The 21,073-nt window shown below is 73.9% G+C and carries 19 protein-coding genes; 10 read left to right on the forward strand and 9 right to left on the reverse strand.

Features of this window, described 5'->3' with window-relative positions; genetic code table 11:
- The first annotated feature begins 165 nt into the window (after window positions 1-165).
- Window positions 166-2,109, forward strand: a complete 1,944-nt coding sequence (locus ACZ6Y1_RS00535) for an ABC transporter ATP-binding protein (RefSeq protein WP_469620160.1) — start codon at window positions 166-168, stop codon at window positions 2,107-2,109.
- A gap of 7 nt (window positions 2,110-2,116) precedes the next feature.
- Window positions 2,117-2,518, forward strand: a complete 402-nt coding sequence (locus tag ACZ6Y1_RS00540; protein WP_469620163.1) for a VOC family protein — start codon at window positions 2,117-2,119, stop codon at window positions 2,516-2,518.
- A gap of 40 nt (window positions 2,519-2,558) precedes the next feature.
- Here the strand turns inward: ACZ6Y1_RS00540 and ACZ6Y1_RS00545 are convergent, their stop codons facing one another.
- Window positions 2,559-2,915: a hypothetical protein gene (locus ACZ6Y1_RS00545; protein ID WP_469620166.1), complete on the reverse strand. Its 357-nt coding sequence runs from the start codon at window positions 2,913-2,915 to the stop codon at window positions 2,559-2,561.
- A gap of 138 nt (window positions 2,916-3,053) precedes the next feature.
- On the opposite strand from ACZ6Y1_RS00545, the gene ACZ6Y1_RS00550 reads away from it, so the two are divergent.
- Both ACZ6Y1_RS00550 and ACZ6Y1_RS00555 read left to right on the forward strand, forming a co-directional pair.
- Entirely contained in the window at window positions 3,054-3,938 is an 885-nt protein-coding gene (locus ACZ6Y1_RS00550; RefSeq protein ID WP_469620168.1) for a sigma-70 family RNA polymerase sigma factor, read from the forward strand.
- A 152-nt stretch (window positions 3,939-4,090) separates the two neighbouring features.
- Window positions 4,091-4,585, forward strand: coding sequence for a gluconokinase (locus ACZ6Y1_RS00555; protein WP_469621688.1), 495 nt, complete (start codon window positions 4,091-4,093; stop codon window positions 4,583-4,585).
- Between the two features lie 12 nt (window positions 4,586-4,597).
- On the opposite strand, the gene ACZ6Y1_RS00560 is transcribed toward ACZ6Y1_RS00555, so the two are convergent.
- From ACZ6Y1_RS00560 to ACZ6Y1_RS00570, 3 genes are read right to left on the reverse strand one after another with little or no spacing between them, the layout of a single operon-like run.
- A complete protein-coding gene (locus tag ACZ6Y1_RS00560; RefSeq protein WP_469620172.1) occupies window positions 4,598-5,665 on the reverse strand; it encodes a hypothetical protein in 1,068 nt (355 codons plus the stop codon).
- Between the two features lie 54 nt (window positions 5,666-5,719).
- Complete coding sequence (locus tag ACZ6Y1_RS00565; RefSeq protein WP_469620174.1) at window positions 5,720-7,021, reverse strand: cytochrome P450; 1,302 nt, start codon at window positions 7,019-7,021, stop codon at window positions 5,720-5,722.
- Between the two features lie 46 nt (window positions 7,022-7,067).
- Entirely contained in the window at window positions 7,068-7,868 is an 801-nt protein-coding gene (locus ACZ6Y1_RS00570; RefSeq protein ID WP_469620178.1) for a hypothetical protein, read from the reverse strand.
- A gap of 158 nt (window positions 7,869-8,026) precedes the next feature.
- Between ACZ6Y1_RS00570 and ACZ6Y1_RS00575 the strand changes: the two genes are divergently transcribed.
- The 3 genes from ACZ6Y1_RS00575 to ACZ6Y1_RS00585 all read left to right on the forward strand — a co-directional run bounded on the left by ACZ6Y1_RS00575 (window position 8,027) and on the right by ACZ6Y1_RS00585 (window position 11,985).
- Window positions 8,027-9,571, forward strand: a complete 1,545-nt coding sequence (locus tag ACZ6Y1_RS00575; protein ID WP_469620182.1) for an MFS transporter — start codon at window positions 8,027-8,029, stop codon at window positions 9,569-9,571.
- Window positions 9,572-9,611: 40 nt separating this feature from the next.
- On the forward strand, window positions 9,612-10,238 hold the full coding sequence (locus ACZ6Y1_RS00580) for a DUF6629 family protein (protein ID WP_469620185.1): 627 nt from the start codon (window positions 9,612-9,614) through the stop codon (window positions 10,236-10,238).
- A 91-nt stretch (window positions 10,239-10,329) separates the two neighbouring features.
- Complete coding sequence (locus ACZ6Y1_RS00585) at window positions 10,330-11,985, forward strand: GMC oxidoreductase (protein ID WP_469620187.1); 1,656 nt, start codon at window positions 10,330-10,332, stop codon at window positions 11,983-11,985.
- A 79-nt stretch (window positions 11,986-12,064) separates the two neighbouring features.
- Here the strand turns inward: ACZ6Y1_RS00585 and ACZ6Y1_RS00590 are convergent, their stop codons facing one another.
- The 4 genes from ACZ6Y1_RS00590 to ACZ6Y1_RS00605 all read right to left on the reverse strand — a co-directional run bounded on the left by ACZ6Y1_RS00590 (window position 12,065) and on the right by ACZ6Y1_RS00605 (window position 14,516).
- Window positions 12,065-12,544, reverse strand: a complete 480-nt coding sequence (locus ACZ6Y1_RS00590; protein ID WP_469620190.1) for a carboxymuconolactone decarboxylase family protein — start codon at window positions 12,542-12,544, stop codon at window positions 12,065-12,067.
- Window positions 12,541-13,623, reverse strand: a complete 1,083-nt coding sequence (locus tag ACZ6Y1_RS00595) for an NAD(P)H-dependent amine dehydrogenase family protein (protein WP_469620193.1) — start codon at window positions 13,621-13,623, stop codon at window positions 12,541-12,543. The genes ACZ6Y1_RS00590 and ACZ6Y1_RS00595 overlap by 4 nt, the downstream gene beginning before the upstream one ends.
- 70 nt (window positions 13,624-13,693) lie before the next feature.
- A complete protein-coding gene (locus ACZ6Y1_RS00600; RefSeq protein WP_469620195.1) occupies window positions 13,694-13,849 on the reverse strand; it encodes a DUF6126 family protein in 156 nt (51 codons plus the stop codon).
- Between the two features lie 16 nt (window positions 13,850-13,865).
- Window positions 13,866-14,516 (reverse strand): helix-turn-helix domain-containing protein, encoded by a 651-nt coding sequence (locus ACZ6Y1_RS00605; protein ID WP_469620198.1) that lies wholly within the window; start codon window positions 14,514-14,516, stop codon window positions 13,866-13,868.
- 201 nt (window positions 14,517-14,717) lie between these two features.
- Between ACZ6Y1_RS00605 and ACZ6Y1_RS00610 the strand changes: the two genes are divergently transcribed.
- Complete coding sequence (locus ACZ6Y1_RS00610) at window positions 14,718-15,710, forward strand: CorA family divalent cation transporter (RefSeq protein WP_469620201.1); 993 nt, start codon at window positions 14,718-14,720, stop codon at window positions 15,708-15,710.
- A 53-nt stretch (window positions 15,711-15,763) separates the two neighbouring features.
- Here ACZ6Y1_RS00610 and ACZ6Y1_RS00615 read toward each other — a convergent pair whose 3' ends face one another.
- A complete protein-coding gene (locus ACZ6Y1_RS00615) occupies window positions 15,764-17,296 on the reverse strand; it encodes an ATP-dependent DNA ligase (RefSeq protein ID WP_469620204.1) in 1,533 nt (510 codons plus the stop codon).
- Window positions 17,297-17,457: 161 nt separating this feature from the next.
- On the opposite strand from ACZ6Y1_RS00615, the gene ACZ6Y1_RS00620 reads away from it, so the two are divergent.
- A complete protein-coding gene (locus tag ACZ6Y1_RS00620; RefSeq protein WP_469620208.1) occupies window positions 17,458-20,184 on the forward strand; it encodes an alpha/beta fold hydrolase in 2,727 nt (908 codons plus the stop codon).
- On the forward strand, window positions 20,181-21,056 hold the full coding sequence (locus ACZ6Y1_RS00625) for an ABC transporter permease (RefSeq protein ID WP_469620211.1): 876 nt from the start codon (window positions 20,181-20,183) through the stop codon (window positions 21,054-21,056). The genes ACZ6Y1_RS00620 and ACZ6Y1_RS00625 overlap by 4 nt, the downstream gene beginning before the upstream one ends.
- Window positions 21,057-21,073: the final 17 nt, after the last annotated feature.

Genomic DNA, 21,073 nt, shown 5'->3' on the forward strand with positions numbered 1-21,073 from the left:
GGTGCGGCGGGAGCGGCGCTAGCCCGTTCCCGGTGGCTGATCTGCCGCCGGAATGATCGCGGGACGGCCCTTCTTCAGTCAACTGGCTTGTTTCATCGCTCTCTTGAGGGTCTTACGACGGGAACCCTTGCCCTCAAGTTTGGTTGAGGTATTAGCGTTCGGGCCATGGACATGGAAGTCACCGCCTGGACCTCGCTCCACAGTGCGATCAACGCCCAGCAGGACCGCCGCCCGCTCTCCCGGGCGAGCCTGCGCCGCGTCGCCGCCTTCGCCCGCCCGCACCGTCGCGGGCTCACCTTCTTCCTGCTGCTGAGCGTGGTCACGGCCCTGCTCGCGGTGGCCACCCCGGTGCTCGCCAGCCGGGTCGTCGACGCGATCGTCGCCGGGCGGGACAGCGACACGGTCGTCCGCCTCGCCCTGCTCATCGCGCTGATCGCCGTCGTCGAGGCGGGCCTGGGTCTGCTGACCCGCAGGCTGTCCGCGACGCTCGGCGAGGGACTGATCCTGGACCTGCGGACGGCGGTCTTCGACCACGTGCAGCGGATGCCGGTCGCCTTCTTCACCCGCACCCGCACCGGAGCCCTCGTCAGCCGGCTCAACAACGACGTGATCGGGGCCCAACGGGCCTTCAGCAACACCCTGTCGGGCGTGGTCGCCAACACCGTGACCCTGCTGCTGACGCTGGCCGTGATGCTGAGCATCTCCTGGCAGATCACCCTCCTCGCGCTGGTGCTGCTGCCCGTGTTCGTGCTGCCGGCCCGCCGGATGGGCGCGCGGATGGCGGCGATGCAGCGGGAGGCCTCGGCGCTGAACGCCGCGATGGGCACGCAGATGACGGAACGCTTCTCCGCCCCCGGCGCGACGCTGGTCAAGCTCTTCGGGCGGCCCGCGGACGAGTCCGCCGAGTTCGCGAAGCGGGCGGCGAGGGTGCGCGACATCGGCATCCGTACGGCGATGGCCCAGTCCGCCTTCATCACGGCCCTCACCCTGGTCTCCGCCCTGGCCCTCGCGCTCGTCTACGGCCTCGGTGGCTTCTACGCCCTGCGCGGCACCCTGGACGCCGGTTCCGTCGTCGCCCTCGCCCTGCTCCTGACCCGGCTGTACGCCCCGCTCACCGCGCTCGCCGGCGCCCGCGTCGAGGTGATGAGCGCCATGGTGAGCTTCGAGCGGGTCTTCGAGATCCTGGACCTGAAGCCGCTGATCGCCGAGAAGCCGGGGGCCCGGCGGGTGCCGGACGGCCCGGTGACGGTGGAGTTCGACGCCGTCTCCTTCGGCTACCCCTCCGCCGACAAGGTCTCGCTCGCCTCGCTGGAGTCGGTCGCGACGCTCGACACCCGGGGCGGGACGCGGGTGCTGCACGAGGTGTCCTTCCGCGCGGAGCCCGGCCAGATGATCGCCCTGGTGGGCTCGTCCGGTGCCGGCAAGTCGACCATCGCGCAGCTGCTGCCCCGGCTGTACGACGCGGACGCGGGCGCGGTCCGCCTTGGCGGGATCGACGTACGGGACCTCACGGCCGACTCGATCCGCGAGACCCTCGGCATGGTCACCCAGGACGGGCACCTCTTCCACGAGTCGGTACGGGCGAACCTGCTGCTGGCCCGGCCCGACGCCACGGAGGAGGAGATCTGGGAGGCTCTGCGCCGCTCCCGCCTGGACGGGCTCGTCGCCTCGCTGCCGGACGGGCTCGACACGGTCGTCGGCGAGCGCGGCTACCGGCTGTCGGGCGGGGAACGGCAGCGGCTGACCATCGCGCGGCTGCTGCTGGCCCGGCAGCGGGTGGTGGTCCTCGACGAGGCCACGGCCCATCTGGACTCCACCTCGGAGGCGGCGGTGCAGGAGGCCCTGGGCGAGGCCCTCGCGGGGCGGACCGCGGTGGTCATCGCGCACCGGCTGTCGACCGTACAGGCGGCGGACCTGATCCTGGTCGTCGAGGACGGCCGGATCGTGGAGCGGGGCACGCACACCGAGCTGCTGGCGGCTCGGGGGCGGTACGAGGAGCTGTACCGGACGCAGTTCGCGGCGGCGGACACGGCTCCGGGCGACGGGGTACCGGTCCCGGGCGGCGGGGCACCGGTCCCGGGCGGCGGTGTCGCGGCTCCTGGCGCATGATGCCGGGATGGACATCAAGCTGGAACTGGTCGCCGTACCCGTCACCGATGTGGACCGGGCCAAGGCCTTCTACGAGCGGATCGGCTTCCACGCCGACCACGACGTGACCGTGAGCGAGGACATCCGCTTCGTGCAGCTGACCCCGCCCGGGTCCGCCTGCTCGATCGCCATCGGCAAGGGCCTCACCCGGATGGCCCCGGGATCGCTGGACAACATGCAGGTCGTCGTCACCGACATCGAGGAGGCCTACCAAGACCTGCGGGGCCGGGGCATCGAGGTCACCGAGATCCAGGACATGCCGTGGGGGTCGTTCGTCTACTTCTCCGACCCCGACGGCAACGGCTGGGCGGTCCAGCAGACCACCCCGCGCGAGGCGGCCGGTGCCGAGGCGGCCGAGCCCCCCGCGTGATCAGCGCGGAGCCGGCCGCCGGGGCGCGGGCGGACGGCGGTCAGGCCTCCGCGGAGACCACGTCGTGGTGATGGTGGTCGAGTTCCCAGGCGTGGTGCTTGAACTCGTGGCGGAAGTCCGCGTGGTCCTCCCACTGACGGGCGATCCCGCGCAGGACGTCCCAGTTGTGCTCGACCGACTGGTCGATGACGCGGCGCATGGCCGGTTCGGCCGACTCGCGCTTCTCCAGCAGGCCCTTGATCGCCGAAGCCTCCAGGACGGCGTTGCGCAGCGCCCGCAGCGCGCGGCCCGTGTCGTCCATGGAGAAGCCGTACTCGCTCCCCGTCTCCGCGTCGAACAGCGGGGTGAGCCGCGCTTCGATGAATGCGGTGATCCGCTCGAAGTGCTGCACATCCATCAGGGGCTCCCTCTCCTGCCGGGCCTCTCTTCGGCCCGGCGTCTCACACGTCCACTCGCTTCGGCTGTCCGGCGCCATTATGCCGGGCCCCGCCTCCGGTCTACTTTGATCATCATCCGCCAGGGGAGGAATGAAGAAGTGGACCAGAGCCCGACATTGACGGAGCGCTTCGAGGAGCACCGCTCTCATCTGAGAGCGGTGGCCTACCGGATGCTCGGCTCGCTCAGCGAGGCCGACGACGCCGTGCAGGAGGCCTGGCTGCGCCTGGACCGCTCCGACACCGGCGAGGTCGAGAACCTCGGCGGCTGGCTGACCACGGTCGTGTCACGCGTCTGCCTGAACATGCTGCGCGGCCGCCGGACCCGGCGCGAGGACTCCATCGACGCCTACCCGACCGACCCGGCCGCCGGCCGGGAGGACGGGATCGATCCCGAGGAGGAGGCGGTGATGGCCGACTCCGTCGGCCTGGCCCTGCTGGTCGTGCTCGACAAGCTGGCACCGGCCGAGCGCCTCGCGTTCGTCCTGCACGACATGTTCTCCGTGTCCTTCGACGAGATCGCCGAGCTGATCGAGAAGACTCCGGCCGCGACCCGCCAGCTCGCCAGCCGGGCCCGGCGCCGGGTCAAGGGCGTGCCGCTGGTGCCCGATGCCGATCTGACCCGTCAGCGCGCCGTCGTGGACGCGTTCCTCGCCGCCACCCGCGGCGGCGACTTCGACGCGTTGGTCACCCTGCTGCACCCCGGCGTGGTGCTCACCGCCGACACGGCGGTCGGCCCCTCCCCGAAGCCGGTCGTCGTCAGGGGTGCCGTCACCGTGGCCACGGGTGCGATGGCCGCCATGCAGCGCGCCCTCGCCACGCAGACCGCGCTCGTCGACGGCACGGTCGGCCTCGCGATGGCGCCGTACGGACAGCTGTTCCTGGTCCTCCGCTTCACCGTCGAGGACGGTCTGATCACCGCGATCGACATCGTGGCGGAGCCGGAGCGGCTGAGCGGGATCGAGATCGCCGTTCTCGACGCCTGACGGCGCGCGGCTGTGCGGCGCCGGCGCGGATGACCGCGCCGGCGCCGTGTAACGGGCCGCGGCAGCGGGGAAATGCGGTTGAGTGGTGGGCACGGACCGGGGGCGACGAGGACGGCGAGGTGGACGTGGGCACGCAGCGCGTCATTGTGGTGATGGGCGTGGCCGGCACGGGCAAGACGACCGTGGGCCAACTGCTCGCGGAGGCCCTGGGCGTTCCGTACGCGGAGGGCGATGCCTTCCACCCCGCGGCGAACGTGGCCAAGATGTCGGCCGGTAGCCCGCTCGACGACGCCGACCGGTGGCCGTGGCTGGACGCCATCGGCGAATGGATCCGCAACAGCGCCGGGCTGAACGGCGGGGTGGTGGCGGCCTCCTCGCTCAAGCGCGTCTACCGGGACCGGCTGCGCGCGGCGGCGCCGGGGGCCGTGTTCGTCCACCTCACCGGTGACCGTGCGCTGATCGAGAAGCGGATGGCCGCCCGCAAGGGGCACTTCATGCCCACCTCGTTGCTGGACTCGCAGTTCGCCGCCCTGGAGCCGCTCCAGGCGGACGAACTCGGCGTCGCCGTCGACGTGTCCGGGTCTCCGGAGGAGGTCGCCGGGCGGGCGCTCGCCGCACTGCGCCGGCTCCGCGCCACGGACGGCTGAGGGGCGGAGCGGTCACTCGTCCCGCAACTGCACGGCGGCGAGGGCGAGACCGGCGGCTGCCGTCGCGCAGCGGTCGGCGAGCGTCGCCACCTCGGCGCGCAGACCGTCGGTCTCCGGGCCGTGCCAGCCCGGCGCGGCGGCCGTCGCGCGCAGCCGGACGGCGTACGAACGCAGCGCAGCGGCGTGGTCGCAGAGGCCGAGCGGGCCGCCGGACGCCGGACGCGGTGCCCGCCCGGGCAACTGCCCGGCGGCCCGTGCCCGACGGGTGGCGGCCTGCCGCGCACGGGCCGGCTGTACGGCGGCGAGCCAGGCGGGCTGCCCGGCGCACGGCTGGGCCCTCGTCCTGGAGCGCGGCTCGGCACCCGGCTCGGCTTGCCCCACGGGCCGTTCCGACAGGCCTTGTCCCCGGGCGCAGAAGGCGAGGAAGGCGGCGCCCAGCCCCAGGAGCGGTTCGGCCGTCTGGGCCCGCCCCGTGGCGACCTGCCAGCCGGCGTGGTCGTTGAAGGGGTTGACGTCGGTCAGGGCGCTCCAGGCCAGGACGTCGGCGAAGTACGGGGACAGCAGCCCGTACGCGTGCTCGGCTCCCCGGTCCCGCACGATGCGCCGGAACCGGCGGACCGCCTCGGCCTGCCGCCCCTCCCCCACCGCCGCGAGGACGGCCGCCGCGCCCGGGTCCGCGAGGAGTTCGGGACAGGTCGCGCCCGCCGCCCTGATCCTGGCCCTCAGCCCGCACACCGCGATGCTGATCGCGAGGCTCTCACGGCCCGTCAGGACCCCGGCGATCCGGCCCACCCCCGCCATTCCGCGGCCCCGCGGTGCCCAGCCCAGCCCCGCCGGGTCGGTGAGGGTGCGCAGCAGGGTGCGCCAGCCGAGCCGGTGGGCGCCTCCCCGGGCGAGGGCCGCGGCGGGCAGCCGGCGGCCGAGGGCGAGGGCGGAGGCGTCGCGGGCGGCCTCGCCGACGGCGTCGGCGGCCTCGGCGAGCCCGCGGCACAGGGCGTCGAGCAGGTCGGCGTCCAGGTCGGGAGGCGGGAACGGCGGGTACGGCGGGGAGGACGAGGACGCGGTCGCGGCGTCGGGCATGGGTTCCTCTTGGGGTCGGCCGGGGGACGGAGGGCGAGGGGTCGGACGGGACCGTCAGCGGCGGGTGAGCGTGATCCGGACGGCGCCCGGGTCGAGCGTGGCGGGCAGCGGCCCCACCGGGTCCAGGACGGGCCGGGCGGCGGCGAGGCGGTGGCCCCGCAGGACCTCCGCGCAGAACGCCGCGGTGATCATCAGGCCGAGCTGGTCGCCCGGGCAGCGGCCGCCGCCGTGGCTGAAGGGTGCGATGCGGATGTCCTGGTCGGCGTCGGGGTTCTTCCACCTGCCGGGCACGAACACGTGCGCCGCCGGCACCCGTTCGGGATCGCGCTGGTGGAAGGCCGCCGGCAGCAGCACGGAGGTGCCGGGCGGGTAGCGCACGCCCCGCCATTCGGTCTCGGTCCGGGTGACGCGGATCAGGTCGGGCACCACCGGGTAGAGCCGCAGCGCTTCCCGGACGCAGGCCCGCAGCCGGGGCAGTTCACCGTCGTCCCCGCACCGCAGGGCTTCCGCGGCGGCCGCGTCCTGTTCGGCCGGGTGTGCGCCGAGCAGGAGCAGGGTGCGCAGCAGGGTGCCCGGTACGGCGTCCATGGCGAGGAGCCAGTGGTGGGCCTGGCGGAGCGGGTCGAGGGCGCCGGCCGGGTCGGCGCTTCGGGTGGCCCGGCCGACGAGGGTGTCCTCGCCGGCGCGGGCGGCGTACCGCTGGATGCGCGCGTGGGCCTTGGCGTAGACGGTGCGGGCGGACCGGGCCCGGCCGCCGCGCAGTTGCCGGAGCCAGCCGGCGAGCTCCTCGTCGGAGGCAGCGTCCTCGCCGAGCACGATCCTGCGGGCCGCGCGGTGGACCGCGTGCCGGGCGCGTACGAGGTCGAGGGTGCGGGCCGCGGTCAGATGGGGGGCCTCGGCCGCGACGGCGGCGAGGAAGCTGCCGTACGAGGGGTGCACGGGCATGCCGGCCGCCAGTGTCTCCTCGTTGATCCGGCGCCGCTGGGCGCGCAGTTCACCACGGGCGCAGCCGATGCCGGCGGGCTCCTCGGCGGCGGGGCCGCGGCACTTCTCCGGCGGGTCGGCTGCGAGCAGGCTCACGGGTTCGGCGTAGAAGCGGTCGAGGTCGCGGGGGTCGAGCAGGACGAGGAAGGTGCGTCCGGACCGGGTGCGCAGGAGGGCGGGCGCGTCGCCCCGGCGGGCCCGCAGGGCGCGCAGGGCGGCGGCGGTCGCGCGCGGTGTGCCCGTGCGGACGAAGCCGCGCAGGCGGGCGCCGAAGGTGGGGGCGGCGGGTGTCCGCCGGTCCGGAGCTTCCGTGCCGAGGCCCCGGACACGGGCTCTCAGCCCGTCCAGGGCGGCCCCTTGGACCGTACGCATGCGTGTACCTCCGCGGCATGGGCGACGACGGTCGGTGACATCGGCATCACCGTACGTCCCGCCCCGGGAGTGCGCGAGCGCCGGTCCGCTGGAAGGCGGCCTCGCGGAAGGCGGTGCGCAGGGGCCGCTGTCCGGGGCCCGTCGGGAGGAGGAGCGACCACCGCCGCAGGCGCGGGGAGACGCATACGGCCGGGCCGTCGTCGGCGGGGGCCGGGTGGGTCCAGACGCCGTGGGGGGCGGGGTGCCAGAGGAGGCCCCGGGCGGGGGTGAGTTCCCCGGTACGGATGCGGAGGGACTCGGTGGTCCAGTCGTGGGTGGGCGCCGTTGGGCCGGTCGGCTGCGTCGGCCCGTGCCCCGGACCCGGCTCCGGCCCTCGACCCGGATCCGGCGCGAGGAGGTGGCGCAGGAAGCGGACGAGGTCGTCGAGGGAGGCGTGGAGGGTGCCGTCGGCGAACCGGGTGGCGCTCATGCCGAGGGGGCCCCAGACCCTGGTGGCGGCGAGCTCGCCGAGGGGGCTGCCGGAGAGCCGTTCGGCGAGCCGGGTGAGGTCGGCGGTTCCGGCGGGGTGCGTCAGGAGGTGGTGCGCGGTGGTCCCGGCGGGAGCGTCCGTGTCCCCGTAGGCCGCGATCGGGGTGTGCAGCCGCAGGGAGCCCTCCTCGACGAGGCTTCCGATCACCGGCCAGAGGGCCAGCACCGCGCAGAGCCCGCCCGCGTCGACGACGGTCCGCCCGTCGTGCGAGCCCGCGTGGACGCCGTCGCCGTCACCGAAGGCCCACACCGCCCCGGGATCGGCGGCGGCCACGAGGGCCCGGACGTCGTCGTCGGCCTGGTCGCTCAGGAGCGTCATGGTCAGCCACGCTAACCAGCGGCGGGCCGGCCGCGGCGCCCGTCGCGCCGGAGTCCGCGCGCCGGCCACTCGAATGCCGGTCCGCCCGTCCGGCCCCGCCCGCCGGGAGCGGCTGCCTCCGGGTGGCCTTTCGGGGCCGCGCGCGACAGCCTGGGGGCATGACCGCACCCTCCGGCCCCGGTGACCGGGGCGACCCGGGCGCCCCCCGGGGTTCCGCAGCTCCCGCAGCTCCCGGTGTCGCGATCGCTTCGGCGCGGGGCCGGTGGATCCTGCTGACCACGGTGCTCGGGTCGAGCATGGCGCTGCTGGACTCCACGGTGGTCAATGTCGCCCTGCCGCGCATCGGGCAGGACCTCGGCGCCGATCTGGCCGTGCTGCAGTGGACGGTCAACGCGTATCTGCTGACCCTGTCCGGGCTGATCCTCGTCGGCGGGGCGCTCGGTGACCGTTTCGGGCGGCGGCGCGTGTTCGTGCTGGGCGTGGTCTGGTTCGCGGTGGGGTCGCTGCTCTGCGGGATCGCGCCGAACGCCGGGGTGCTGGTGGCCGCCCGCGCGCTGCAGGGCGTCGGCGGGGCGCTGCTCACGCCCGGTTCACTGGCGCTGATCCAGGGCTCGATCCGCGGCCGGGACCGGGGGCGGGCCGTCGGCCTGTGGTCGGGGCTGGGCGGGGTGGGCGCGGCGGTGGGGCCGTTCCTGGGCGGCTGGCTGGTGGACGGGCCCGGCTGGCGCTGGGTGTTCCTGCTGAACGTGCCGCTGGCCGCGGTGTGCGTGCCGGTGGCGTTGCGGCACGTGCCGGAATCGCGGGATCCGCAGGCGCACGGCCGCTTCGACGTGGCCGGCGCGGTGCTGGGCGCGGCCTCGCTGGCGCTGGTCACGTACGCGCTGATCGAGGCCCAGGCCGCCACGGCCCCGGTGATCGCCGCGGCGGTGGCCGGTGTGCTGCTCGCGGTCGCGTTCGTGTGGCTGGAGCGGCACCGGGCCGACCCGATGGTGCCGCCGGAGATCTTCCGCTCGCGGCAGTTCACGGCCGTCAACCTGGTCACGCTGTGCGTGTACGGGGCCATCTCGGGGTTCTTCTTCCTCGTCGTGCTCCAGTTGCAGGTGGTGTCCGGGTACTCGGCGCTGGCCGCCGGGGCGGCGATGCTGCCGACCACCGTGCTGATGCTGCTGCTGTCGGCGCGTTCGGGTGAGCTCGCGGAGCGGATCGGGCCGCGGATCCCGCTCACGGTGGGGCCGCTGGTGTGCGGGGCGGGGGCGCTGCTGATGCTGCGGGTGGGGCCGGACGCGTCGTACGCGGGGGACGTGCTGCCCGCGACGGCCGTGATGGGCCTGGGGCTGGTGGCCCTGGTGGCTCCGCTGACGGCGACCGTGCTGTCTTCGGTGGACCCGGGCAGGGCGGGTCTGGCCAGCGGCATCAACAACGCGGCCGCGCGGGCGGCCGGGCTGCTCGCGGTGGCGGCGCTGCCGCTGCTGGCGGGGATGGGGCCGGAGTCGTACCGCTCGCCGGTGGAGTTCGACGCGGCCTTCGGGCGGGCGATGGGCTGGTGCGCGGGGGCGTTCGCGGTGGGCGCGGCGGTGGCCTGGGCGACCGTGCGCTCGCCGGCGCCGGGGGCCTGTCACCCGGAGTGCCAGCGGTACTGCGCGGTGGCCGCTCCGCCGCTGGAACCGCAGCGGGAGGCCGATGAGGGGCGTGGGCGGAGTTGACCGCGGCCTCGGGCCCCGTGGCCGAAGCCGGGCTGATCGCGTGTGCTGGAGCGCCACGGCCGATCTGGCGGCGGGCACGGTCATCGCCGGCGTGGGGGTGGTGTGCCTGGCCCGGGTCCGGCGGGTGCGCGATCTGCCGCTCGCGGCGCTGCCGCTGCTGCTGGGCGTGCACCAGCTGCTGGAGGCGGCCGTCTGGGCGTCGGACGGCGGCCGCTCCGCCGCCGCCACGGCCTGGGCGGTGATCGCCTTCCCCCTGCTGCCCGTGTGGGTGCCGCTCGGGGTGGTCCTCGCGTCCGGGCCGGCGGCCCCGCGCCGCCTGTGGGGGCCGTTGGCCGTGGGCGCCGCCACCGCGGGCGTGCTCGCGTACTGCCTCTGGGCGGGGCCGGTCAGTGCCGAGGTGCGGGGGCGCACGCTCGGGTACGGCGTGAATGTTCCATGGATGCCGGTGGTCCTGGCGGGCTATCTGTTCGCCACCCTGGGCTCCCTGCTGCTCGCCGGTGACCGGCGGCTGCGGGTCCTCGGCGCAGTGCTCGCCGCCGGGGCATTGGCCTGCTCAGCGCTGTGGCGACTGGAATTCGCCTCCACGTGGTGCGCGTTCGCGGCGGTCGCCTCCGTTCTGGTCCTGGGGTGGCTCCGGGGCCGGGATCCGGCCCCCGCGGTTACGTGATCGACCGAAAGTTACCTAGACGTATGTAGTGACTTCACACGAGGGCGGCAGTAGAACTCGTTCCCATTCCGCCGAGAGTGAGGAACGTCACATGAGTGACAGAACCCTGCCCGGAAACGATTCCAATGGATTTTCGCGCCGCGGATTCATCGCTAGAACGAGTTCCATTCTCGGGGCCGTGACCCTCGCCGGTCACATCGCCCCGGCCGCCGCCCAGGCACAGGAACAGGCCGCCGCGGGGGCCGGCCCCATCCCCAGCGGCGCCCACGTACCGGCCCTGGTCATCGGCACCGGCTACGGCGGCTCGGTGGCGGCGCTGAGGCTCGCGGAGGCGGGCGTCGACGTGCAGATGATCGAGATGGGCATGGACTGGGTCACCCCGGGGTCGGACGGCAAGGTCTTCCCCAAGGTGACCAGCCCGGACTACCGGTCGTTCTGGCTCCGCACCCGGACCAAGGCGCCGCTGAGCAACTTCCTCGGGTTCCCCATCGACAAGGACGTCCCCAAGTACACGGGCATCCTCGACGCCGAGGACTTCGCCGGCATCACGGTCTACCAGGGCCGCGGCGTGGGCGGCGGCTCGCTGGTCAACGGCGGCATGGCCGTCACGCCCAAGCGGGCCAACTTCCAGTCCGTGCTGCCGTCCGTGGACGCGGAGGAGATGTACGCCACCTACTACCCGAGGGCCAACGCGGGCCTCGGGGTGGGGATGGTGGACCCGGCCTGGTTCGAGACGGCCGAGTGCTACCAGTTCTCCCGGGTGGGCCGGAAGCACGCCCAGCGTTCCGGCTTCGCGTGGACCTTCGTGCCCGACGTGTACGACTGGGACTACATGAAGCAGGAACAGGCGGGTACCGTCGCCAGGTCGGCGCTGGACGGCGAGATCCTCTACGGCAACAACCACGGCAAGAAGTCCCTGAACCAGACCTACCTCGCCCGGGCGAAGGCCACGGGCAGGGTCACCATCTCCCCCCTGCACAAGGTCACCTCGGTCTCCCCCGCGACCGGCGGCGGCTACACGGTCGTCATCGACCAGCTGAACACCACCGGGGACACGGTGGTCACCAAGACGGTGACGGCGGACCGGGTGTTCTTCGCGGCCGGCAGCGTCGGCACCAGCAAGCTCCTGGTCAAGCTGAAGGCCACGGGCGCGCTGGCGAACCTCAACGGCGAGGTCGGCAAGGGCTGGGGGGACAACGGCAACGTCATGTGCGGCCGCGCCAACCACATGTGGGACCCGACGGGCAAGCTCCAGTCCACCATCCCCTGTTCCGGGATCGACAACTGGGACGCGGGCGGCGCGTTCGCCGAAGTGGCGCCGCTGCCCACCGGGATCGAGACGTACGCCTCGTTCTACCTGTCGATCACCAAGAACCCCAACCGCGCCGAGTTCACCTGGAACGCCGCCACCGGCAGGGCCGACCTCAGCTGGCAGACCGCCTGGAAGCAGCCCTCCATCGACATGGCCAAGACCATCTTCGACAGGATCAACTCGAAGGAGGGCACGATCTACCGGACCGACCTGTTCGGCGGCAACAAGATCTGGAACGACACCCTCACCTACCACCCGCTCGGCGGCGCGGTGCTGAACAAGGCCACCGACAACTACGGCCGCCTGCACGGCTACAGCGGCCTGTACGTGATCGACGGCGCGCTGATCCCCGGAAACACCAGCGTGAACCCGTTCGTCACCATCACGGCGCTCGCCGAACGCAACATCGAGAAGATCATCGCCACCGACCTGTAAGAGGCGGCCGAGCCCCCCGGGGCGGCCGAGCCTTCACCCCCCACCGCAGCCGCCGCCCGGCGGCTGCGGTAGACCCGTGTCAGTGGCCGGGCAGGACGCACACGCTGTCGAGGCCCAGGACGTGGTTCAGCCGTCCGAAGGCCAGCCAGGAGCCGATGCTCATGGTCAGCTCCACGATCTCCAACTGGCTGTAGTGCGCGGTCATCCGGTCCCAGAACTCGTCGTCGAGGCCGTGGTGGTCGAGCACGTACCGCTCGGCGTACTCGGCGGCCAGACGGGTCCGGTCGTCGAAGGCCCCGGTGGTGCGCCACTCGGTGACCGCCTCGGAGAACTCCTCCTCGACCTTCTCCCCGTCGCGCTCCGTGCGCCAGTCCAGGCAGAAGACGCACCCGTTGATCTGCGCGACGCGCAGCCGGGCCGCCTCGAACTCCCGCAGGCCCAGGGTCGTGTGGGCGTACACCGACAGCGAGAAGTTCGCCGCGGCCATGCCGATGCCGGGGACCATGTCGCCCCAGACGTACTCGATGGGGTGCTGGCCTTCGGGGATGTCGATCCTCATGACTGTTTCCTTCCGAGTCTGCCGATGGCGGGGCGCAGCGGGACGTCGAGGGCGTCGTAGAGTCCGGGTTCCGCCTCCGTGAGCCAGTCGATGGCGCTCACGAGACGGCCCACGGCGGTGGCGTTGCCGCCCGCCGAGCGGTTGTCGCCCTCGTCGGTGGCCTCGACGGTGACCTCGATGCGGGGCCGGCCCTCGATGACGACGCGGTGGGCACCGTCGCCGCCGTCGGGCGGGGTCGGCCAGTCGGGAGCGCACGAGGCGTGGATGCGGGTGACGTGCTCGATGACGATGCGGGGTTCGCCCTCGACGATGCCCTGCACCTCGAAGCGGATGGCCCCCTGGGTGCCGGCCTCGAACGCGCCCATGGTCCGGGTCGTCACGGTGGTGTCGAGCGCGCGGCGCTCCGACGTCTCGCGGATCTCGTCGAGTTCGACGCCGAGGGCGCGGGCCATCATCCGGATCTGCCCGCCCCACACCATGGTCGGTACGGAGGGCATCAGCATCATCGGCTCGTAGTCCATGGGCCGGCCCATACCGACGAGGTAGCGGACGGAGTCCGGCTGGTCGTAGGTGGAGTAGTCGAAGATCTCCTGGCAGCGGATGGCGTCGACGGTGGTGCCGAGTCCGCTGATCAGGAGCGGGAGGACGTCGTTGCCCCAGCCGGGGTCGACGCCGGAGGCGAAGAGCGAGCCGCCCCCCTCCTCGATGGCCGCCAGCACCGGATCACGGAACTCCGGCGGGGCGTTGCGGTGGTCGTAGAGCGGATAGAGAGCGGGGCTGACGACGACGGCGCCGGACCGGACGGCCCGGGTGATGTCGGCGAGCGCCTCGTCGGGGCGGACGTCGCCGGAGGCGGCGTACACCACGGCCCGGGGGCGGGCGGCCAGGACGGCTTCGATGTCGTCGGTGGCCGCCACCCCCAACGGGTGGTCGAGGCCGCCGAGTTCGCCCGCGTCGCGGCCGACCTTGGCCGGATCGTGGACGATGACGGCGGTGAGTTCCAGCGCGGGATGGGCCTCGACGGCGCGTATGGCCAAACGGCCGACGTTGCCGGTGCCCCAGACAACCGTGGGAATCATGCGCGGAGGGTAGCCGCGGGACCTGCACGTTTCCAGAGTCGTGCGGGGTGCGGTCGGATGCCCCGCGGCATCACTGGTTCTGGCCTCCGAGCACGAAGAGGAGGTAGACGAAGAAGGCGAAGAGGTGGCCGACGAACAGGTAGGCGACCAGCCGGATCACGAGCCCGCGCGGGAACTTCGATTCGAAGCGCGCCCGTATGGTCATCTGGGTCTTTCCTTCGGACATGGGTACGGCTCCTCGGCTAGGCGCGGTGCGTGGACGTGGTGGATCCGCCGAGGCACAGCCCGGCGAGACTGCTCTGCAGCAGGGTGTGGACGAAGAGCAGATCGGCCCCGCCCGTGGAGGCGGCGGCGATCCGGTGCGGGGTGAGCGAGTCGAAGTGGGCGCTGTCCCCCGGTTCGAGGAGGTGCTCGGCCTCCCCCAGGTGCAGCCGCAGCCGGCCGTCGAGCACGTACAGCCATTCCTCGCCGGGATGTACGCGCACCAGTTCGCCCTGGCTGCGTCCGTGCGGGACGTGCACGCGCAGCGCCTGCATCCCGCGCCCGGAACCGCCGGCCTGCCAGTACGTCCACCCGTCGGCCTCGCGGGCGCCGGGCCCGCCGGCCCGTACGATGGGATCCGCCACGGCCGGGGTCTCGCCGAGCAGCTCCGAGACCGTCGTGCCGTAGGTGCGGGCGAGCCCGAGCAGGAGCGGCAGCGAGGGCTGGCGGCGGCCGGTCTCCAGGCGGGACAGATGGGCGGGCGACAGCCTGGCCCGGGCGGCCGCGGCCTCCAGGGTGAGGCCCGCGCGGCGGCGCAGTTCGCGCAGTTGCGGGGCGACGGCGGGCAGCTCGTCCGCCGGGGCGCCGGTACCGGCCGAGCCTTCGGGGCCGGTGTCGGATCCGGAAGTCATACGCCGATTGAGCCAGAGGATTGCCCGTATGGCAAACCCTCTTGCCTCTGAGGCAAACCGTCGTCGGGAGCGGCCCCGCCTCACCTGTTCGGGGCCCGTCCCCAGGGCGAATGCGTCACCGCGGTTGCGCGCGCTTCCCCGCCGCACAGGCTGGGATCCACGGCACCGGATGACCCACGGCGAGGGACCATGATCGTATCGATGCTGTCCATGCCGGAGGGCACCCTGACCCATGGCGACGTGTCGCAGGCCCGCGAGCGTCTGGCCACCTCCCCCTTCCTGTTCATGGACGTGGAACTGCCCGGGGAGGAGGACGAGGGGGACGACACATCCGGCGGACCGCCCCTCGACCACCTGCTCGGCCTGGAGGCCGAGGGCGTGCCGTGGCTGGGGCGGAAGGACGAATCCCCACGCGCCGAGATCTCCGGGGACGGCGGGGCCTTCGTCGTGCCGGCGGTCGACGGGGACCGGGTCGTCCACGTCCACGTCCTGGTGACCGAGCGGTATCTGCTCGCGGTGCACCGGGGGCCGGCACCCCTGATCGGGGACGTGACCGCCCGCTTCCCGGCCGAGGACCCGCAGGACTCCGTGGCCATGCTGTTCCTGCTGCTGGACGAGGCCATGGACACCTACCGCCGGGCCGCCGTCCAGGCCCTGCTGGAGGTGGAGGACCTGGAGGACGCCATGTTCCGCCGGCGCGAGCCGAACCAGCTGTACCGCCTGTCGCGGCTGCGGCGCACCGCGGCCATGCTCCACCACACCCTCCTCCCTTACCACCGCGTGGCGGAGGAGAGCGTGACGCGCCGGATGATGTACCGGGGGTTCCAGGAGGAGCGCGGGCAGCGGGTCCGCGAGTACCGGCGCACCGCGAACCTGGGGCTCGCGGACATCGAGTCCCTCCAGGAGACCGCCAGGCGGGCCTTCGCCAGCTACTCCTCCCTGGTCTCGGGCGACCAGAACGGCGTGATCAACCGGCTGGCGGTGGTGTCGACGATCTTCCTGCCGCTGACCTTCCTGACGGGGTTCTTCGGCATGAACTTCGCCTACCTGACGGACGAGCTGGAGAGCAGGGCCGTCTTCTGGCTGCTCGCGGTGGGCCTGCAGGTGCTCTTCCTGCTCGCGGCGCTGTACCTGCTCCACCGCACCGACCTCTGGCGCAGGCTGCGCGAGGACGACAGCGACGTCGACGGCTGAGACCGCACGCCGACTGCCGGGCGTACGCCGCTTCTACCGGGCGTACGCCGCTTCTACCGGGCGTACGCCGCCAGGACGGTGTCCACCGTGTCCGCCTCGGCCGCTGTCTTGTCCGGGCGGTGGCGCAGCACCCGGGCGAAGCGCAGGGCCACCCCCGCCGGGTAGCGCGGGGAACGCTGGAGGCCGTCGTAGGCGATCTCCACGACCAGCTCCGGCCGCACCCGCACGGTGAACCCGTCGTCCGAGGTGGCCAGGGCGCGCAGCGCATCCGTCTGCCAGCGCAGCATCTCGTCGGTGAGTCCCTTGAAGGTCTTGCCGAGCATGGCGAAGGTGCCGTCGGCGGCCCGTGCCCCCAGATGCAGGTTCGACAGCAGGCCGGTGCGCCGGCCGTGGCCCCATTCGGCCGCGAGGACCACCAGGTCGAGGGTGTGCACGGGCTTCACCTTCAGCCAGTGCTTCCCGCGCCGGCCCGCCGCGTAGGAGGAGTCGAGGCCCTTGACCATGACCCCCTCGTGGCCGCGCCGCAGGGCCTCGGCGCGGAACTCCTCGGCGTCGTCCGCCTGTGCCGCCGGGTCCTCCACGACCAGCCGGCGCACCCGGGCGTGCTCGGGCACGAGGGCGGCCAGGGTGGCGTACCGCTCGCGGACCGGCAGGTCGAGCAGGACGTCCTCGCCGCTGACCAGCACGTCGAAGAAGTACGGGACGACCGGGAGCGTCCGGCGGGCCGCGGCGACGTCCACGCGGGAGCCGACCCGGCTCGCGATCTCCTGGAAGGGGACCGGCCGGCCGTCCTGTGCGAGGCCGATCACCTCGCCGTCGAGGATGAACCGCTCCCCTTCCAGCGCCCGCGCCAGCTCCGCCACCTCCGGGAGCCGGTCGGTGATCTCGTCGAGGGAGCGCGTGTACACCCGTACGGCGTCCCCCTCACGATGGACCTGCACCCGGATCCCGTCGAGCTTCTCCTCCACCGCGCAGGGCCCCAGCGCCGCCAGGGCCTCGGCCAGCGATCCGGCGGTGTTCGCCAGCATGGGCTGTACGGGCTGCCCGACGCGCAGGGTGAACTCGCCGAGCGCGCCCGCGCCCCGGGCCAGCACGGCCTGTGCGACCCGGGGCAGCGAGCCGTCCAGCATCACCGCCCGGCGCAGGGCAGCGGCCGGCACCCCGGCGGCCGCGGCCACGCCTTCCAGGGCCACCGCGTCGAGGGCGCCCTGGCGCACCTCCCCGGAGAGCAGGCCGCGCAGGAAGGCCTGTTCGGGCCCGGTGGCCGCGCCCAGCAGGGTGGCGATGATCCGGCGGCGCTCCGCCTGCGACCCGGCGCCCGTGGCGGCGGCGAGGGCGGTCACCGCCTCGTCCACGTCGAGGACCCCGAGGCCGGGCTCCCGGGCGGGAGGAACGTCCTGGGCGAGGGCGCGCCAGCCGATGCCCGGGCGGCCCTGCGGGAGGCGCCCGGCGAGGTAGGAGATCACCAGCCCGGCCTCCTCGGGCGGGGCGGCGGCGAAGACCTCCGCGAGCAGGGCGGTCTTCCTCGAACGGGCGGAGGTCTCGGCGACCTCCCGGGACACGCGCGCGACCTCGGCCAGCAGCATGCGGCCATCCTCCCGCCCCCGGGCCCGCACCGCAGGTCGGATCCGGGGGCCGTGTACCGCGGACGCGGTACACGAGCGCGGCTGGAGTACTCCTCGGGAAGTGCGGGACATCCCCCTCCGGGCGCTCGGGCGCGGGGCATCGCGGCGTCTAGTGTTCCCGTATGAAGCTCCGATTGCCCCGGCGCCGCCGGGACCGCCTGCTCGCGGGCGCGGCCGCCCTCGTCGTCGTCGCGGGAGCCGGCACGTGGTCGGCCGCGGCGGGCGACGACGGTCCGGCCGTGCACCGCCGGGACCAGGTACTGAACATGGCCGGTCCGGCCGCGCCCGGACAGCCTGCCGCCGATGTCGGGATCGACATCTCGTACTTCACCACCGGCGGCGGGGAGAAACGCCCCGCGGTGCTCCTCGGGCACGGTTTCGGCGGCAGCAAGGACGACGTCCGCGCGCAGGCAGAACGGCTGGCCCGCGACGGCTACGCCGTCCTGACCTGGTCGGCGCGCGGCTTCGGCCGCTCCGGCGGCCTGATCGGGCTGAACGATCCCGACCACGAGGTCAAGGACGTCTCGCGGCTCGTCGACTGGCTCGCGGCCCGCCCGGAGGTGCTCCTCGACGGCGAGGGCGATCCGCGCGTCGGCGTGGCCGGTGCCTCCTACGGCGGGGCCGTCTCCCTGCTCGCCGCCGGCCACGACCGGCGGGTGGACGCGATCGCCCCGCAGATCACCTACTGGAACCTCGCCGACTCCCTCTTCCCCGGCGGCGTCTTCAAGAAGCTGTGGTCCGGGATCTTCTTCACCACCGGCTCGGCGGGCGGGATGCAGCAGCAGGCGGGACCGCAGCGGGCCGCCGCCGGCGCCCCCGCGCCCGCGGCCCCCGGCTGCGGCCGGTTCCAGCCCGAGCTGTGCGCCATGTACGAGCGCGTCGCGGTCGCCGGGAAACCGGACCCCGAGGCGCGCGCCCTGCTGGAGCAGCGCAGTCCGTCCGCCGTCGGCGCCAGGATCAAGGTGCCGGCGCTGATCGTGCAGGGGCAGGACGACTCCCTCTTCCCCCTGGACCAGGCCGACGCCATGGCCAAGGCCATCGCCGCGAACGGCGCGCCCGTCTCGGTGGACTGGGCCGCCGGCGGTCACGACGGGGGCATGCGCGAGGCGGACCGGGTGGAGGCCCGGGTCGAGGCCTGGTTCGACCGCTACCTCAAGGAGGACACGGGCGCGGACACCGGTCCGGTGTTCAGGGTCTCCCGCTCGGGAGGCATCGACTCCACCGACGGTGAGGTGAAGCTGCGCGGCGCGAGCGGCGGGCAGTACCCCGGGCTGACCTCCGCCCCGCGGGAGTTCGCCCTGGCCGGACGCGAGCAGAGCTTCGCCAACCCGGCGGGAGGGGCGCCTCCCGCGCTGTCCTCGCTGCCGGGCATCGGCGGGCAGCTCTCGGCCCTCGGCGCCGGTCTCTCACTGGACTTCCCCGGGCAGAACGCCCGGTTCGACTCGGAGCCCCTCGACCGGGAGCTGCGGATCACCGGTACGCCGACCGTAACCCTGAACGTGAGGTCGACGGCTTCCGACGGTTCGGCCGTGCTGTTCGGCAAGGTGTACGACGTCGGGCCGGACGGCCGCCAGCAGGTGCTGCCCAGCCAGCTCGTCGCCCCGGTCCGGGTGGAGAACGCCCAGCAGGGCACGGCCGTGGAGCTGCGGCTGCCCGCGATCGACCACTCGGTGGCGGCGGGACACCGGCTCCGGCTGGTGGTCGCCGCGACCGACCTCGGCTACGCGACCCCGGCCGCGCCGGCCACGTACACGGTCTCGGCGGGCGGCGCCCTGGCCGTGCCCGAAGCCCCGCAGGTGCGGACCGCCGCGGCCGGGCTCCCCGGCTGGACGTGGGGGCTGCCGCTGGGCGCCGCCGCGCTGGCCGCGGCGCTGCTCGGGATCCGGCGGACCGGCCGGACCCCGGCGGCACCGCCGCCGCAGGCCGCGCTGGCCGACGTACCGCTGGAGATCAGCGGTCTGACGAAGCGGTACGCCGGGTCGCAGGACCGCTACGCGGTCCGGGACCTGTCCTTCCGGGTCGAGAAGGGGCAGGTGCTGGGCCTGCTCGGACCCAACGGGGCCGGGAAGACCACCACCCTGCGGATGCTGATGGGGCTGATCTCGCCGGACGCCGGGGAGATCCGGGTGTTCGGGCACGCGGTGCGGGCCGGGGCGCCGGTGCTGTCGCGGGTCGGGGCCTTCGTGGAGGGCGCGGGATTCCTGCCGCACCTGACCGGGCGGGCCAACCTGGAGCTGTACTGGCAGGCCACCGGGCGGCCCGCCGAGGACTCCCACATGGCGGAGGCGCTGGAGATCGCCGGGCTCGGCGACGCGCTGGAGCGGGCGGTGCGCACCTACTCGCAGGGCATGCGCCAGCGGCTCGCGATCGCGCAGGCCATGCTCGGGATGCCGGACCTGCTGATCCTCGACGAGCCGACGAACGGGCTGGACCCGCCGCAGATCCGGGAGATGCGGGACGTGATGATCCGTTACGCCGCGGGCGGGCGGACGGTCATCGTCTCCAGCCACCTGCTGTCGGAGGTGGAGCAGTCCTGCACGCACCTGGTCGTCATGGACCGGGGCCGGCGGGTGGCCGCGGGCGAGGTCGCCGAGATCACGGGCGGCGGGGACACCCTGCTGGTGACGCTGGCGGAGCCGGTGGACGAGGCGGGCGTCGAGAAGGTGGCGGCGCTGGAGGGAGTGGGTTCGGTGGCGGTCGCCGACGACGGGCTGCTCGTACGGCTGGAAGGCGCGACGGCCGCGGGGCTGATCGCCGAACTCGTGCGGCTGGAGGTGCCGGTGACGGGAGTGGGTCCGCACCGGCGGCTGGAGGACGCGTTCCTCACCCTGATCGGAGGTCCGGCATGAGCGCGGTGCGGAACGTGGCGCGGGAGGTGGCCCCGGGCTACCGGGCGAACCGTACGCTGCCGCTGCGCGTGGAGGCGCTGCGGCAGTGGCGCCGGCGGCGGACGCTGGTGATGGGCGGGGTGCTGGCCGCACTGCCGTTCATCCTGGTGATCGCGTTCGCGGTGGGCGGGGGGCCGGGCAGCCGGGGTGGCGGTGACGGCCGGATCACCCTGATCGACACGGCCACTGCCTCGGCGGCCAACTTCGCCGCGACCTGCCTGTTCGTGTCGGCCGGTTTCCTGCTGGTGGTGCCGGTGGCGCTGTTCTGCGGGGACACGGTGGCCTCGGAGGCCAGCTGGTCCTCGCTGCGGTACCTGCTGGCCTCGCCGGTGCCGAGGGCCCGGCTGCTGTGGAGCAAGCTGGTGGTGGCCCTCGCGTTCAGCCTGGCCGCGATGGTCCTGCTGCCGGTGGTGGCCCTCGCCGTGGGGACGGCGGCGTACGGGTGGGGGCCGCTGAAGCTCCCGGCGGGCGGGACGCTGCCGGCCGGGGACACCCTGCCGAGGCTCGCGCTGGTGGTGGCGTTCGTCTTCGTGTCGCAGCTGGTGACGGCGGGGCTGGCGTTCTGGCTGTCGACCCGGACGGACGCGCCGCTCGGCGCGGTCGGCGGGGCGGTTGGGCTGACCATCGTCGGCAACGTGCTGGACGCGGTGACCGCGCTCGGCTCCTGGCGGGAGTTCCTGCCGGCGCACTGGCAGTTCGCCTGGGCGGACGCCTTGCAGCCGCACCTGGAATGGGGCGGGATGGTCAAGGGGGCGGCGGTGTCGGTGTCGTACGCGCTGGTGCTGTTCGCCCTGGCCTTCCGGGGGTTCTCCCGCAAGGACATCGTCTCGTGACGGTCGCGAGCGGGAGA

This window comes from Streptomyces sp. NPDC053432 (genome assembly GCF_055585365.1).